At 59.2% G+C, this 15,991-nt stretch carries 12 protein-coding genes and 1 pseudogene; 5 read left to right on the top strand and 8 right to left on the bottom strand.

Going from position 1 to position 15,991, the window contains the following annotated elements; genetic code table 11:
* The first annotated feature begins 1,386 nt into the window (after positions 1-1,386).
* The gene (locus tag ABH922_RS26295) at positions 1,387-1,557 is read left to right on the top strand and encodes a hypothetical protein (protein WP_424809964.1); all 171 of its coding nucleotides are present in this window, start codon (positions 1,387-1,389) and stop codon (positions 1,555-1,557) included.
* A 977-nt stretch (positions 1,558-2,534) separates the two neighbouring features.
* On the opposite strand, the gene ABH922_RS26290 is transcribed toward ABH922_RS26295, so the two are convergent.
* Positions 2,535-2,792: a hypothetical protein gene (locus ABH922_RS26290; RefSeq protein ID WP_424809963.1), complete on the bottom strand. Its 258-nt coding sequence runs from the start codon at positions 2,790-2,792 to the stop codon at positions 2,535-2,537.
* A 956-nt stretch (positions 2,793-3,748) separates the two neighbouring features.
* Here ABH922_RS26290 and ABH922_RS26285 point away from each other — a divergent pair.
* Together ABH922_RS26285 and ABH922_RS26280 are read left to right on the top strand one after the other, a co-directional pair.
* Positions 3,749-4,461 (top strand): annotated as a pseudogene (locus tag ABH922_RS26285) (IS6 family transposase).
* A gap of 696 nt (positions 4,462-5,157) precedes the next feature.
* Complete coding sequence (locus ABH922_RS26280; RefSeq protein ID WP_424809962.1) at positions 5,158-6,078, top strand: toll/interleukin-1 receptor domain-containing protein; 921 nt, start codon at positions 5,158-5,160, stop codon at positions 6,076-6,078.
* A 151-nt stretch (positions 6,079-6,229) separates the two neighbouring features.
* Here the strand turns inward: ABH922_RS26280 and ABH922_RS26275 are convergent, their stop codons facing one another.
* The 4 genes from ABH922_RS26275 to ABH922_RS26260 all read right to left on the bottom strand — a co-directional run bounded on the left by ABH922_RS26275 (position 6,230) and on the right by ABH922_RS26260 (position 10,390).
* Positions 6,230-6,784, bottom strand: coding sequence for a hypothetical protein (locus ABH922_RS26275; RefSeq protein ID WP_424809961.1), 555 nt, complete (start codon positions 6,782-6,784; stop codon positions 6,230-6,232).
* A gap of 132 nt (positions 6,785-6,916) precedes the next feature.
* A complete protein-coding gene (locus tag ABH922_RS26270) occupies positions 6,917-7,252 on the bottom strand; it encodes a hypothetical protein (protein WP_424809960.1) in 336 nt (111 codons plus the stop codon).
* Between the two features lie 350 nt (positions 7,253-7,602).
* Positions 7,603-8,331, bottom strand: a complete 729-nt coding sequence (locus ABH922_RS26265; protein ID WP_424809959.1) for a DUF3800 domain-containing protein — start codon at positions 8,329-8,331, stop codon at positions 7,603-7,605.
* 394 nt (positions 8,332-8,725) lie between these two features.
* Positions 8,726-10,390, bottom strand: coding sequence for a cutinase family protein (locus tag ABH922_RS26260; protein ID WP_424810325.1), 1,665 nt, complete (start codon positions 10,388-10,390; stop codon positions 8,726-8,728).
* A gap of 10 nt (positions 10,391-10,400) precedes the next feature.
* On the opposite strand from ABH922_RS26260, the gene ABH922_RS26255 reads away from it, so the two are divergent.
* Positions 10,401-10,556, top strand: a complete 156-nt coding sequence (locus ABH922_RS26255; protein WP_424810339.1) for a hypothetical protein — start codon at positions 10,401-10,403, stop codon at positions 10,554-10,556.
* 296 nt (positions 10,557-10,852) lie between these two features.
* On the opposite strand, the gene ABH922_RS26250 is transcribed toward ABH922_RS26255, so the two are convergent.
* Positions 10,853-11,533, bottom strand: a complete 681-nt coding sequence (locus ABH922_RS26250; RefSeq protein WP_424809958.1) for a response regulator — start codon at positions 11,531-11,533, stop codon at positions 10,853-10,855.
* A gap of 125 nt (positions 11,534-11,658) precedes the next feature.
* A complete protein-coding gene (locus tag ABH922_RS26245; protein WP_424809957.1) occupies positions 11,659-13,911 on the bottom strand; it encodes a sensor histidine kinase in 2,253 nt (750 codons plus the stop codon).
* Positions 13,912-14,389: 478 nt separating this feature from the next.
* On the opposite strand from ABH922_RS26245, the gene ABH922_RS26240 reads away from it, so the two are divergent.
* Positions 14,390-15,198 (top strand): IS5 family transposase gene (locus tag ABH922_RS26240; protein ID WP_424809956.1). Its coding sequence is split into 2 segments (ribosomal slippage): positions 14,390-14,729 and positions 14,729-15,198, totalling 810 coding nucleotides; the frame shifts between segments, so codons are not numbered across the junction.
* Between the two features lie 548 nt (positions 15,199-15,746).
* On the opposite strand, the gene ABH922_RS26235 is transcribed toward ABH922_RS26240, so the two are convergent.
* Complete coding sequence (locus tag ABH922_RS26235; protein WP_424809955.1) at positions 15,747-15,911, bottom strand: hypothetical protein; 165 nt, start codon at positions 15,909-15,911, stop codon at positions 15,747-15,749.
* Between the last annotated feature and the right edge of the window lie 80 nt (positions 15,912-15,991).

The raw sequence follows: 15,991 nt of genomic DNA, 5'->3' as shown, positions 1-15,991 counted from the left end.
CGAAAATTACCCAGCCATCGGCGTCGGCAGACATCCTGGGTAAACATGTTGACGCTATGGCCGACTCGCCTGCGAATTTGCGAAGTAGGCGGACAAGAAAAGTGAGTTGCACGCAGTACATGCAGTACATGCTTCGCAATGCACGCACAGCATGTACTGCACGCGGTACGCGTCTCGTATGCATCGCACGCATGTAGCGCACGGGGAGCACGCGGTGCCTACGGTGCAAATAGCCCGGACTTTGCACGTCGATGGTCCTGACCAGCAGTAACAGTGCGAATGAGGTATCGGAACGACAAGGTATCGCAATAGTCGTTCGTCCCACATCACAATCATCTGCGAATCAGGTAGGCCCGTCGCCGCGAACTCACGCCACATATCCATGACTCCGGTGAAATCTCAGACCGAGCGCCAGAAGCCAGCGCTGGTCGAACACCGAACGTGATCCCGTGACATCACCCCACGGGTCGTGCATATTTCGTCGACCACCCACAAATCCTCTACGAAGCTATCCAGGGTGCGAGTAACGGAACCGACAAAGTGCAGGCCTACCGGTTTTTGCGACTGGTGGAGCTCAGATGATCTCGTATTCGGGCCATGGCTCGTTCTCGTTGTGAGTGGCTGGCCGCGTTGCTCGTGCGGTGATCTTGGTCGGTTCTTCGCCGTTCCTGCGCCCGGAGCCTGGCGAAATCGGCCTCATTCCGTTGTTCGTCGGGAGATTTCGCCGTCCAGTCGACCAACCGAAGTCTGTACCTGAGGTAGGCGATCGGTGAGGTCAGGGTGGACGAGGTCGGCCAGATCCAGCCCCGTTCTGCGGTGTCACGCGACAGAGTTCTCGCGATATCGAGACCCGACCATCTGGTGGGATCGATATCGCATTTCATCAGAACATCGCACACAGCACCGATGTGGCCCGGTGGCATCAAGGCGGGTGCGTGCCGGATCAGTTCTGCTGCGACACGTTGAACTGCCAGCGGTCGGGGGTGTTTGTCGTTGGTCGGTTGTGGTGTGCACGCGTGCGCGCGTTGGTGAGTTCTTCCTGACGGAAGAACTTCACAAGATAAAAAACCAACACTAGATAGGGTGTCAGCCGGTATCGAGGTTCTGCGCGGCTTCGAGAGGAACCTCGATACCGGCTGGGAGCCCTTCCGAGATCGAGTCGATCGCTCCATCGCGCGAGAGGCGCGACTCCTGCGTGATGGAGCCGCTGGTGTCAACTCCACAATCTGACGTGGCGACGACAGCGACCACGTGGATGCTGCGCGGTGCTGCTGACCCCCGTGATGGGCCTCTGCGGCGAGGAACTCCAGTGTTTTGAGGTTCCGCCCCCGAACGTGCTCTACGCCCATCTCGAGGGCAATCAGGACTCGCCGCGCTCGGTTGACGGTGGATTCACTGACCTTTGCGCGTGCGGCGATCGTGGACTTTGCTGCGGTGACCGACCTGCCGGTGCGTGATTCTGCAAAATGTGCGTGTGCCTCGGCTACGGCGTACGCCTTCTCCGGACTGATGAGACGCCGGGCGCACAAGGCTCTGCCTGCTGCGGTGGTGGTGTGATGCCTGAACTGACGAAGCCACTCCTGACGTGAAGTCCACACGGGGATACGCGCCTGTTCTGCGGCCGGGACCGGCAAGGACCATGAGCGTCCGCGTTGTTCAGAGGCCGCGTTCAGGTCTGTGGTCAGTTTGTCGATGTCCGCCACACGGGCAACCGCTACGGCGACGGCCTGTTGCCAGGAGTCGCCGATGTCGGGTGGTGTGACGGAAATTCCAACAGCCGGGATGCTGTCTCGCAACACGCCGATACCGAGTGGTAGGGAATGTGTTGATGGATATTCAGGGTATGCGCTACCCTGAGACGTACCTGGCATAGGTAGTCCCTTTCTGGGATGCAGTTCGAGCCGAGGAAGCGTCAACTTCCGGAGCTCACCTCTCGAGAACGTTTCGAGAACAGGTGACGGAGAACCTGCCAGTTCTCTGCCGCAGTCAAGGACCTGCCAGTCCTTGTTCGCCGCCGATGCGGTCCTATTCCCGATCACCCCCTTTGGGGGCCCGTGTTCCTTGTCGAGGTCTGCGCTGTGTAGTTAGATATCGAGGCCGTCCAGCAGACACTTGGTTACCAGGCGCCGCCTGCACTGCTGAACCCCGAAACGAGCGTGACGGTGACAGCGGGGAATGTGAACGTCTGCCGGGTCTGGTGGTCGTCGAACGCTGCCGGTGCGGGCACGGCGTCGACCTGCGCAGATCCTCGGGAAAATGGCGCGACTGGAAGCAATTTGCTCGTCGCGGAGATGAAACTGTGATGTATTTGTGTTGGACGTGACACAGCTACATCATCAGCAAGTACCGCAGAATTGCGTTTTTGCGATATCATCGACTAAGTACCGCCTCTTCCTTCCGAGGTAGTGGTGGTCACCACCTCATACCTGACCGGGTTAGTGGTGGTCGAGGAGCTGGGAAGCTCCTACAACCGCATAAACGGACAGCCCCCGATGCCGCCAAGCCCTGGGGGTTGTTCGCTGTCTAGGGGGAGTTCATGCTCCGATCGCCATCTGCTCGATGCGACGCAAAGACCCGGCCGCTTCGACTTCGAGAAGGCGAAGTTGTTCAGGGTGCAGTTTGTCGCTGATGTAGTCCGGAATGTCTAATCCATGCGTAATGGCCAAAATGAGCACGGAATAGTCCCCAGCAGGGATTCCGAGTTCGGCGGCCCGATCCTCGTACACCTTGTGCTGCTTGAGGGGAGCACGAGTCGCGATGTGTCCGCGGGGTCCCTTGTTGTGCTGTGCCATGAGGAAAGACTAGAACCAATCTGTAACTGATACGGGTAGGTGGGCATGTTCGGTGTGTCGCGTGTCGTAGATGTTGCCATGGAGTTCGATGCACTTCTGATCCGGCCCGGACAACGGTGTGCTGTGGACAGAAGAAATGAGCGCTGCCGGCGGGCGGTACCGACGAGGAGGGCGGCAGAGAGCACATGCCGAGGTTTTGTCGCGTGGCATCTCTTCGTCAAGCGGCGACCACTTGCGATCAGTGCTTACCCCGAGCGATGAACTCGTCCGGCGTTGCGGGCCGGGCGGGTTGTGCTAGTCAGGCTCGACGGCGTCGCCGATGTTCTCGGCGGACGAGTGGACTCATGGGGGTAGCTCGGTCGTCTCGACGTCGATCGGTGTGCATTTCCCGAGAAGCCCTCGTCGGTATCGTCGGCAACGGGGTGTTGTCGGTTTCCATCGCTGTAGCCAGGTCTCGAGTCGACGACGGCGGCGGTGCCCGGTGTGTTCATGGGTAATATCGTTGAACTGCAATCAGTTCGAGAATTGTGTAATGCATAGTCCGGCCAGGGTGTGAGCCTCGTGTGCCCGCCGGGGCCGGATCCTGACTGCTTTTGGCAAGCCTCGATCGCCTGGGCATAGCCGATCGATTCGCTCCTGACTAGGTCAAGCCTGCGGGTGTCCTACGTTCTTGGGCTGCGGCAATCACTGACCAAGGGTCTAGTGGTCCGCGCGGCGTATTGCTGGAAAAATCCACTGGCACAGACGAATCGAGCAGACTGCGGCAGCGGTAGACGTCGACGGCATCAAGCGGATCGACGTGTTCGAGGTAGTCATAAAGACAGTTAGCCAGCCTTACGGTTAGACAGCTAGTTCTAAAACTGATGGAGGTTGTTGACAGTTGAGTGGCATCGTCAACTTAAACTGGGCCGTCAATCAGGGATGATCGTCGGATGAGCCTTGGAGACGAGAAACGGGTGGATTCGACGCGGTCGCCGTATAGACGGCACCGCTATCCCTCGGAGATCATCGCGCACAGCGTGTGGCTGTACTACAGGTTTGCCTTGAGCTTGCGCGACGTCGAGGAGTTGATGCTCGCCCGCGGCATCGTCGTCTCGCACGAGACGATCCGCACGTGGTGCGCGAAGTTCGGACCCGAAAATGCACGTGGCCTGCGCCGACGCGCTCCCGAACCCGGCGACACATGGTTTCCCGGCGAGGCGACCGCCCAAGATCGGCGACATCCGAGAGTACCTGCGGCGGGCTGCCGATCAGGACGGCAATATCCTCGACGTCCGGGTCCGGCCACGACGCAACGCGAAGGCTGCGAGATGCTTCAGCCGCAAGTTGATGCGCAAGCAGGCTCGGGCGCCGAGGGTGCTGACAACCGATAAGCTCACCAGTTACGTTGTGGCGCATCGGGAGTTGATGCCATCAGTCGAACACCGGCGCTCGAAGTACCTCAACAACCGGGCCGAGAACTCGCACCAACCCACCAGACAGCGAGCACGCGCCATGAAGTTCTTCCACTCACCCCGTACTGCACAACGGTTCCTGGCGGTGTTTCAGTGCAATTTCGCCGCACTTCCGGCCAGGCCGACACAAGCTCACCGCGAGCGATTACCGCTCCGAAATGACCGGCCGATTCGCCACCTGGTACGACGTGACTGGCGTACCCGTCGCCGCCTGAACTCGGCTTCCCACCAAAAGGATCCGCCCAAGTGTGGCCGAATGCTGTTGATTCCCAATTGCGTTCAGTTAAGTTGACAGAGCCATTCGGAGAGGTGAGCATTCGAGTCCTTCGAGAGGGCGCGCCGAGCCGGAAGACGGCAAACAGGCACGCCAAAGACGGCGACCGCGTTGGGTCGAGAACGAGCGGCCACCGCTGACTCGGATAACTGCACGAGCGAGGAAGGCCTTACTCGGCCGTCTCAGGAAAAGTACAAATGCACGGAACTAAGGTAAAAGACTCGGAATAGTTTTGTAAAGCATATTGTCCTGGGCTGGACTTGGTCGCCTGACCGGACGGTTGGACGGAGTCGGGCTGGCCCACATCCGGAGCGTGTCTGAACTCAGGGTGAATGCATCAGGTGCAATTCCACATCCTTCTTCAACACCGTGATGTTGATTTTCTCGCAGGCCCCGGACGCGAGCCAGGTCGCCGGATTCCGCAAAATTGTTTCTAATCTCCGTGCGGACGCGTTTGAAACGATCCGTTGCCCTCGCCGAGTATGGCGAAAAGCTGTCAGACTATTTCTGCGGGTTTCGGTGTGCGTTTTGACCATCGCCAAACAGCACGATGTCATCGGCGATGCGGCAGCGGACCAGTCTGAGCGACCTGAGAAGATCATGGTTCCAGCAAAGGGCAGGCGATTGGAGAGATTCTTTGGGCGCGGATCTATTCATCTCGTATGCATGGAGTTCTGACCAGCATCGCGAATGGGTTCGGTTGCTCGCCGGCCAGTTGAAGGCACTGGGGTTCGACGTACTCATCGACGCGGATCTCGACTACGGCAACGAGCTCACCGGGTTCATGCGGCGCGTCGTGGACAGCAAGCACGTTCTTCTAGTCGTCGACGAGAACTACGTGCAGCGAGCCAACACCCTGCCCGATTCAGGCGTCGGAATGGAGAACTTCTGGATCGCGGACGTCAAAGTCGATCGACCGGCGACATGGCTTGCAGTGCTGTTCAAGGACAACCTCGGCTATCAGCTGCCGGACTGGCTTGCGGATGCGAGCCCAAAGGGCTTTCCCTTTAACCATGATCCGTCGAAGCCCGCAGACTTCCCCGGATCCGAACAAGTCGAGGATCTGTGGCGCTGGATCGAAGGACTGCCGGCGAATCGTGACCACGCGACGCCGATTTCAACCTTGCGGGAACGTTTGTCTCGACTTGAGCAACACTCCTTGCGCAGCGATCCGTTGCAATGGCGGAGCCCCTCGTTGAACGGAGAAGTCCGCTTCGCGTACGCCGACGCGCCCCGCAACACGTTCCGCTGGGGATTTGGGGTGTCGGAGTTCGCGTTCGAAGTTTCCGGGTGTGGCTCCGACTCGGTCAAGGTGTACAAAGACCAGATCGAGGCCGTCGGAATGGTCCGGAGCGCCGATTTCGAGGACTCAGAACTCGCTGCGCACCTGTCCATCGGCCGCAATGTGACTGCTCACGTGGGGCACACCGTGGTCCTGATGAACAAGGACGGAAGGCTCGCGCTGGTCGAAATCCTTGATGTCCAGGATGAGGTAACTCGCGGCTTGTATGTCGCGCCTCACGTAACGTTTCGATGGCGTGTCGTCGAAAGTTCTTAACTCCATTTGCGGGAGATCGGAGATCGACGCGGTCGCCTTCCCGCTACCCCGGCATTTTTATCGGCTGCATCCTGAGCGCCCTCCTGCGGGTTTGGGTGTGCGTTTTGGCCATCGATAAAACGGAGAAATCAACTGCGGTTAGGGAAATCCTTTAGTCCCCGAAATTGATCCAATCGGGTACGTGAAGCTGTTCTATAGTAACCTGGTCCGAAAGCGTCTTGACCATGGCTGACACGAACCACTCACAGAAACGCATTCTTGACGTGAGGCTGTCATTTCTAATATTCTTCGATATACCTTTAGCGACCGCATCCTCGTACCATTGAGACGCTTCTATGCCGAACATGAATCTTGGTTTTATCCACGACTCGCGCACCGCTCTACGTGCAGTTTCGGCGGACTCGTATTCAATCGTCGCAAAAACCGTACCACCGTCAACGCTCAGCATGGGAGTTTCGGGCCCGGCTGTCACAGAAACCGGCCTCGGGGAACGGCCATCGAAGTCAATACCATTGTCCTCACCGGGCATTATACGTAGTGCTAGATCAAACGAATGACGATGTCGGTCGATGCGTGCCATGTTATGAATCCACAGAAGGCTGTCCCCATCTGCGCCGTATTTTCCGTGATACGGCTGTGAGCGTTCTATCTTCTCGACAGTTGATTCAGTCATTCCTCGTGTCGGGTTGGAATCGGAAGCAATCATCTGGTCAAACTCGACACGGGTAGTGCGAATGGGGAAGGTTCGAGTTCGCGGACGTGATGGTGGATATGAGCCGGTTTCGAGCGCGGCGAGGGTGTAGAATGCTCCATCTAATGAGGATCGTACCTGGTGAAGTCAGTCGCTTAAGATGGTAGATCCGACAGGTGGTATCGGATCTGATTGTTTTACGGTCACGACGACAGAATTGCCATTCGTCGTGAAATCCAGAGTTACTGCAGACTCTTTCTTGCAATATTTTTCCAAGGATTCCCGATGATCCACGGCACGTTGCAGACGCGCGATGAACCGTCCGAAACCTTCATTCAAATCTTGTCTCAAAATGTGGTCGTCATTCATGGAAAACTCTCTTGTAAGAAGCTGAAACGTCAGCAATTCAAGGAACAGTCTGAACTCGATGCGATGCGATGCGATGCGATGCGATGCGATGCGATGCGATGCCGACTCGCGCATGACTTCCAAATTACGGTATCCACCTTTCGTAAACCGAAGCAGGTGGACGATCACGAATCAGCATCAAACGTAATTGTCAGTTACAGAAGGAATGGCGCGGGCAAAAACGATACTTACGCCACTGTCGGTCATGAAGAAATCCGGCGGGAGGGCTCTGTCTCATGTCATCTTGGCACGCTCCGCGGCCGCCTTAATCCTCCGTACTCGGTCGTCTGGTAACTGATCACCGAGCAATCGTCCGGTTGCGCTCGGATGCACAGTTCGGGAATGCCGGAAGATCTCGGAATGATTGAGATCACTTACATCTCGTTGCCATAGATGCAGCTTGGATTCATGGGTAAAGGCACCTCTCACCGTAGGTAGCGCTCGGGAGGTAGCGCTCGGGGCTCGGCGAGCCAGTTGTAACGGGAGTCTTGGATGAGTTGATAATCGATAGCTCGCGTGACGCATGCAGCTATCCAGTCCGAGAACTGGATGTTGGAACTGAGAACACTGTCGATGTGCATAGGAGGCTCGACGATTCGCTTCATCTCGGCATAGCCTGCCGCGCGACCCAGGATGTGTTCATACATGGCTGGAAGTCTTGCAGCCCTTGTTTTCTCGTTGATCTGGTCGATCATGACCGTCACATTGGATTGATTGTGGTCGGCGTACCTGGCAATGCGGTTGAGCGTCTCTCGCATCGCTGCGGTCTCGCGGGCGTCGGTGTCGAGGTCGGTTTGTCGAGGCGTTCCCAGCGGTTTCTCATCGGCGTAGTAAAAGAGAGACCCACCGAGTTCCCTTAGGCTCCTCACCAAGTAGCTGAACACGCGCATCTGCTGTGGATATTTCTCGAATGTGTCAGGACGGAATATCTCGGATCCCTTACGCTCCCATCTACCGGGATGCTCGGCAGCTGCGATGTCAGCCTTGAACAGTACCCGCTTCTCCCGGGTGAACACTTCACCGAACTTACGGGCTTGATCGCCGGGGATGATCAAGCCCGCATAGCCGAAGGCCGGGCTGGTCTTGTAGCGAGCGTCTTTGTTCGAGACGAATGCCCCTGTCTCACCGATCTCGTCAATGTAGGCCAGCAACATGGCATGATTATGCCAACAACGCGAAAATCCACGCACAGTGGCGTGGATTTTCGGAATTAGTGCTCGGGGAACTATTGCATCCCTAGCTACTACGTCACAGGGTAGTACGTAGAGCAACCTGCGGCAACCTCTACACCTCTGCCGGTGCTGCCCATCGACGCGCCTCACCAATTTTACGACGGTACGTAGTAGATGGCTGCATTACAATACCGACCCTCACCCGCGCATCTCTTCGACGAAGTAGAAACGACGCTCGGCTGGGATAAACCAGCCGAGCGCCTGCACGATCTACCTCGGTCCGAAAATTGAAACTACCCGTGTTGCAACCTCCCGTCAGAACCTCGCCTGCGGGAACTGCAGTCCGAGGATGAACGTCATTCGTGTGTTTCAGATGTCAACTCCCGAACAAGATGGCGGCGCTTCCGCTTCCGGACCCGAGGCCATCCTCAAACCCATCCTCTGGACCAAATGAAAACACAGGAGTCGACATCGAGGACGAGTCGACCACTGTGACTGGTACCGATACAGAACGCCCACCTGGTTGTTGGACGATCAGGTGATGATCGCCTAGGTCAGCATCATCCGGAACACGTACCAGCGCTGTCGCATTTCCGTTCTCATCGGTCGTGAAATTGCCAACCACCTGAGGTGTCGAGGCGAAGAGCGCCAAGCTGGGCTGATTTGCGATCCAGCCTCCCACTGAGAACAAAATCTCCTGCCCTCGTTGCAGCAGCGTCGGAGTGCGCTCGACTGAGGGGAGGGCGTAACCAAGATCCCGCATTACGCGGAAGGCGCCGCACTGGTAGAGCACCACATTTTTTTCCCCGTTGACCGGGCAGGTGATCTTCGTATCTGGGGAGCCGTACGATCCGTGGATTCCTTTCCCGAACACGACATCCACGGGAGGATTGCAAATGATGTCTCCACTCAGACAGAACGAACTGACCACGTTCGGGTGAGACGAGAGATAATCGCTGATGTCGGCGTCACCGTTGGTAACACCCGCTGCGACGACCCCGAGAGCCTTGTACGACGTTCCCTCGTGCCGCTCACCGGCGCGGCCCGGGCGGAGGTTGGGATCACCGAAGTACACGACAGATTTGACAAGTGCGAGTTCCGGTGCCGTAACAGCCTGCTTCTGGGCTAGGTATCGATTAACGACATTTGCTCCCTGCGAGTACCCGGCGAGGACGATGCGTGCACTGTCGCTGCATTTCGTATGCAGTGCTGAGATGATGCGTCCCAGATTCGATGCACCGATGTCGACGGACTCCCGGTAGTCGTTCGTGTAGTAGCCGATGTTGGCCGTTTCCACATTGATGGCGGGGTACGACACCGACATGATGTTGAAGTCGTAGTCGACGGACTGTTGACGTTGCAGGAAGCCGAACATCGGCGCGAGGCGCTCACCCATACCGAGGTTGACTGCCCCCTCTTCCGTGTACGGCTTGTTCGTGCGCGCGTGCGTCCGGAAGTAGGAAAGATCAGGGCTTTGTGGTGATTCGCCAGAGCCTCGAACTCCGATGAAAGTAGGTGAATCGCAATCGACGTCGCTGCGGATCTCTCCTGATCCGGTGGCGACGGCAGCTGATATGGCGTCGCTGAGTTCCGTGGTGTTCGTCGCTGTGAAGTATCGCCCTCCAGTAGCATTTGCGATGCAGCTGAGCTCACTTTCCGCTACATCCGGAGCATTGAAACCGACTGCGTGGACGCGGAAGTCGATGCCGAGCTGATTTTTCAGTTCAGTTGCGACCGCGCAGGGATCTCCACAGGTGCTTTGGCCGTCGCTGATCAGGATGATGGTGCGATCGCCTGTGGACGGGAGATCGCCGGCCGCTGCGCGCAGAGCATCTGGTGTAGGGGTGGTGCCACCTGCAGTGAGTTGATTAGTGGCGTTGTTGAGTTGGTCGCGATTGTCGGTTGCCACTGGAACCAGCAACTGTCCACCGTTACCGCAGTCGCCCGCGAAGGAACGCAGACCGGCAGCTTGTCCCGAGGAGAGTGCTCCAATCCCGGCACGGAGCGCATCCTTCGCTTGCGCCAACGGTGATCCCGCCATCGACCCCGACGTGTCGACGACGAACAGCACGCTCGACGTGGTCTCCTCTGCCTGGGCAGTCGGTGTCGAAATCAAGCCGAATGTCAGAGCGACCGCCGCGAGCGCGGCCAACGCCGCATGGCCGACAGTTCTCGGCGCGAGCGGTCTTGCACGCGAAACCGTCTGACCTCGTGTATATGACATTCCGTTCCTCTCGACAGCTTCATTTCGATCGCCGACATGCTTGCGCATTGCGCAGCATGTCGGTTTTACCAGTCACGGCACAGAGCTGTCTGTCAGTCGATCGAAGTACATGCCTGCAAGCAAATGAAGAAACAGTAGGCATCGCAGAGTTTCCTCGTGCGCAACTCACAACATCTCGCGCTTGGTGATCTCGCGCTTGGTGAATCGCCCAAGCCCGACGCTTCTTCTCCCACCGTCACACGCGAGCATGCCGGACAACCCCCGCCGATATTGTTCGGGCTAGAGATCGTCGATGCTGATGATTCCGTCCTGCAAAGCGCGAGCGACGAGTGCTGCTTTCGTCGGCGCCGGCCGGCCGGCCGCGGCGTATTTGGTGCGCACCCGCCCCAGATGAGTGGCCAGGGTGGATGCGGTGATGTACAGGGCTTTGGCAGCGAAGGTTTTCGATTCGGTCCGGAACCACTGGATCAGCACTTCACGTTCCCGCTCGGTCAGCTTGGGTCGCGACGCCCTGGTGTCCGCGGACATCGCTCCGGCCATACTCGGCGACATATACGGGTGATCGGTTACTGCAGCCTCGATCGCGGGAACGAGATGTTGGCGGCCTTCCGATTTCGTCAGATACGTCACCGCGCCGTTGTCGAGGCAGTCCAAGATCGTCGCCGCGTCACTGCGCATGGAGTAGATGATGACCCGGTATCCGGCGTCAGTGAGAGCGCTCACCATGTCCAAGGCGGGCAGCGGCGAGCCGTCCCCGAACTGCAGATCCAGCACCACCGCGTCGATCCGCACGCCCTGCCCACCTGCTCGATCGCGCAGAAACTCTGTCGGCCGTAGGTATCGTCCGGCGACCGCGATCGGTGGTGTGGCGCCGGCACACCATGAGGCGAGGCCTTCGTGCACCACGTCGTGGTCGTCGATCACCGCGACGGTGATCTCGGTCAGGTCGGGTGCAGTCATCGAATCGGCCCTTTCGTGCGGGCATCTCGCCCTTGGTTGATTGTGTTCACAGCGCAACGTCAGTCAGCGGTACGGCCCGCGCCGATATGGGAGCGGCGGTGGCCTGAACCCAGATCAGGCCCTCGTCATATTCGACCCGCACCTGAACCTCGGTCGTTTCGTCCCATTCGAGGTCCTCGACGTGGGCGGGGTCGCAGTCGGCGACGACGCTGATCTGAAGCTGCGGGGTTTCGGTGACCACGATTCGGGCATGCGCCCGGGCGGCGGCGACGACCTGCGCGGGGACCTCCAACAGGGTGGTGCGTAGGTGAGCGTCTACTGGGGACAGGTTCGGTGGTATCTCCACTGCCACCGATACGCCGTTCTTCTCCCCCCAGTGCGGTCAGGCCTTGAATCTCGCGTGCCAGCGGGTGAAGCTGCAGTTGCCCGTCCGCTTGTAGGAACAATCGGCGCATCCGAGCGGACTCGACCGCTGCCTGCTCGCGCACACCTTCGGAATCGGCGGTGATCGATCCTTCCGCAAGGGCCCGCAGCAGCGGCACTGTGGTTTCCTCGAGCGCGGTGTAGCGGCTCCGATAATCCGTCTGCACACGGTCCGCGATCTCCCGGTCGGCGATCAGCGCGGACTGGGCCTCGGACTCCTCCGCTGCCAACCGTGCGGTGCGGCGCAGGTCAGTGGCGAAGAACCCGGCGATCATCTGGACCGCCAATTCACTGGCCAGGCTGTACCCGAACAGCTCGAACGTTCCCGCGTTCATCTCGCCTCCGACGATCGCCGCCGCGGCGGTGACCACTCGTAAGAACACTAACGCCGCCATGATCATTCGCACCGGCGATGTGAGTAGGAGTGGCAGCAGCACCCACCCGGTCATCCCGAACGCCCAATGCTCCCCGGTCCCGAACGCATCGTCGGTGGTAAACGGTTGAACGAACGTCACCACCGATACCGCGGCGAATCCCGCGGCCTTCGCCCACCGCGGCACCGCCATCCCCGTGACCGTGCACGCTCCCAACCCGATGACCACGAACAGAACACCGATCAACACCATTTGTGTGGGCTCGGTGACGATCCGGGGTCCGTACAGACGTACCGGGATCAGCGTCGTCAAAATCGTGGCAACCCCGACCAGACCCAGCCCGTATCCGCGGCTGAGCCGAAATGCGCGGCGGGCAGGATCGGAGAGCTCCCATACCCGCGCGGCATCACCTGCGGCGCTTTCCGTTGTCTCCGTGGCGCTCTCGGTGTCCCAGCCCAGGACAATTCTCGTCCCAGCTCCCGGAGCCGATTCGACTCGCGCCGAAGCGCCGACCCGCGTCATCCGCCCGGTGATGGATTCGGCGATCCCCCGGCCATGACCCATTGTCGACGCAGAACCATCGGTATCGGGCGCATCGGCTGCGCTGAATCCGGTGCCGGCGTCGACGATGTCGACCCCGGACCCGCGCAACACCAGCGATGCTGCCCGCGTGCCGGAATGTCGCTCGACGTTCGTTAATGCCTCCCTGACCGCACCCGCTATCGCATGAGCAAGAGTCCCAGACACCCGCACCCGCTCAGCTCCGGTCACGGAGACCGCGAGGTCAGACTCCGCCGCGATGTCGTCGAGAATCCGGCGAACATCGATCTGCTCGCCCGACTCCAGTGCCGGCGCCGACCGAAGTGCCTGCAGATCCCGAGCAGCTTGACGACGCACCCGCTCCTTCGTCAACGGCACACCGTGCCCGATCATCAACATCGTCGCCGCGGCCGTATCGTGCACCGTCGCCCAATGTTCACGCTGATACTCGCGCCGCGCCTGCGCGACCGCGACATCTCGTTCGGTCTCCGCGAGCTGCATACCCGCCGCATCCGCTGCTCGTGCGCCACGTTCGACCAACTGCCGCAGGAAAATCCCGATCCCACACTGAACGAGGAAAAAGTACGGCCAGAACACCGTCCACGGCGACTCCACACCCGCCACGCCCGACAACCCGAACACGAACGCCACGGCAATACCGACCGCAGCCAACACCGCCTGCCAATGCCGCTGCGAGAACGCGAAACTCAACACCGCACTCCCAGAGACCGCCAACGGCAACGAGTTCGACGACACCACGTCGATACCTTCGGTCGTCGACGGAATCGTCACCGCCACCACCACAACCAGCACGTAATCCGCCCACACCGCGGTCGATGACGTCATCGACCGCGTCAACAGACGAAACGAACCCCACCCGATCAACACCACGGCGACCGCCACACCCACCGTCGTGCGCGGAGGAAAGCTCAGATACACCACCCCACAGAGCACATTGACACTGTGCCGAAGAAGGACACCGAACCACGCCGCCTGAAAACGTGAACGCGCCGCAGACGACTCCCACCTACCACTTCCCACACCGCCTCCGTGGATAACTCGTACCAGCATTGGAAGAAAGCTGATATCTCCCGAATTGATCATTCACCGAAGCCTAAAAATGGTTCACCCTCGTATCCCCCACCAAATGCGATGCAACGACACCACTACGACCTGCCGAGAATTGACGACAGACCCTGACATCGCCAGCAAAAGGACATTACTGGAATCAAAATCACTTTAGCAATCGTCGTCTGGCGGACACCCCGTTTTGCGGTACGGATGCGATCACCGAAGCAGCACCGCCCGGTGCGCAGGCTCCCCTATCGCAATGGTCGGCACTAACGTCGACATCGTCGGCCCTTCATGCGGGGTGAAAACGCAGGTGCGGCGCGGACCCGGGCACGGCATCAGTCGCGCTGCGAAGACGCGATTCGCAAGGCATCATTTACTGACCGTTTCAGAATGAGTTCGGCGTGGCGGATGGCGTACCGTCTGCTTTTTCGGCAGGGTGCACCGAGTGTCTGTTGATCTTGTTCCGAACGATCTGTGGGAGCGGGTAGCCCCGCTGCTGCCACCCAGAGATACCCGCCGGTACCGATTCCCGGGACGCAAGCCGGTTGACGACAGGGTCGCATTAGCTGGCATCATCTTCGTTCTACATACCAACCTCGCCTGGCGGGACGTCCCGGCAGAGAAGATCGGATGCAGCAGCGTGACCTGTTGGCGCAGGTTACGGAAGTGGACCGAGGCCGGAGTATGGCCGCAGCTGCACGAGCGGTTACTCGCCGAACTCCGCGCGACTGGGCTGCTCGAGATCAACGATGTCGCGGTCGACGGCTCACACGTGCGAGCCCTCAAAGGGGAGATCTCACCGGCCCGTCACCGGTCGATCGAGCCCGTACCGGCAGCAAGCACCATGTGATCGTCGACCGGCACGGCACTCCCTTGGCGGTGTCGTTGACCGGCGGAAACAGTCACGATGTCACCCAGCTGATGCCTCTGGTCGAGGCGATTCCACGTATTCGTGGCTGCCGTGGTCGGCCGCGGAATCGGCCCCGAAGGTTGTTCGCCGACCGTGGATACGACCACGACAAGTATCGGAACTTGCTCCGCGCCAAGGGGATCACACCGATGATCGCCCGCCGCGGTGCCGCACACGGTTCCGGACTCGGCAAGGTTCGCTGGGTGGTCGAACGGACCTTCGCCTGGCTCCACCAATTCAAACGCCTACGAACACGTTCCGAGATGCGCGCGGACCTTCACCAAGGACTACTCGAACTCGCATGCAGCATCATCTGCTTGAGGCGACTACGGAAATCATTCTGAAACGGTCAGTTACTCCAGGTATACGAAACACGGCAGTTCAAGATCGAAACACTCTGCAAGAACACCGGATTGAAACGATCCGCCCTCTACAGCAACCTCACCCTCGCGCGGGAAGAACGAGACGCTCTAGCGGTCGCGAGAGGTGAGTAGTGCAGTCCACTTCTGAAACTGACAACCGACAAGGCATCAGGAGCGAAGAAGTGGCAGGCGAACAAGATGAAGGGCGACGTTGTCTCCATGACCGAGATTGCGGAAGTTCTTAACGTCGAACGAAGCACCCTTTATCGAAATATCAAGTAATACAAAGGAACCCACTTCACCTCGTAGTTAATCGAAATGAAGTGGGCAGCCGGCGTGGAGCTGAACTAGATGACGAGCGGGCAACGCTAGTGTGGTTGAACCCGTGGTCCGCCAGGTCATGGGTACGGCCATTTCATGACGGCTTCACGACGGGAAGCGAGGGATTCCGCGGAGTGGATGCTATTCGGGTGTCGCGCTGAGAAAGCCGCGGCCAAGAAGAAGTACCTGACATCGTTCACTGCCTCCTCCTATGCGGTCTGGCCTTGTGCGTACGCTCCGATGATCATCGCGCAATGCTCGGCTTCGAAAGCCGTCACTCGGACGAGTGCGGTATTGGATGGACTGTCGATGTTGACCAGTTCCTGGTACTCGTCCGGATCTAGCCCGTAATCGTTGTAGCTAGAAGTCGTCACGATGTTTGATGTGGATTCCGGTGAGCGAATATCGAGGCGGTCGGCGCTGTTCCGTCCTACTGCGCCGCTTCCGCTGCTGG

Origin of the sequence: Rhodococcus sp. 27YEA15 (assembly GCF_049739425.1) — a bacterium.
In the GTDB taxonomy this organism is placed as follows: Bacteria; Actinomycetota; Actinomycetes; order Mycobacteriales; family Mycobacteriaceae; genus Rhodococcus_F.
Note: the sequence above shows the minus strand (reverse complement) of the source record. Positions and strands in the feature narration are given on the sequence as shown.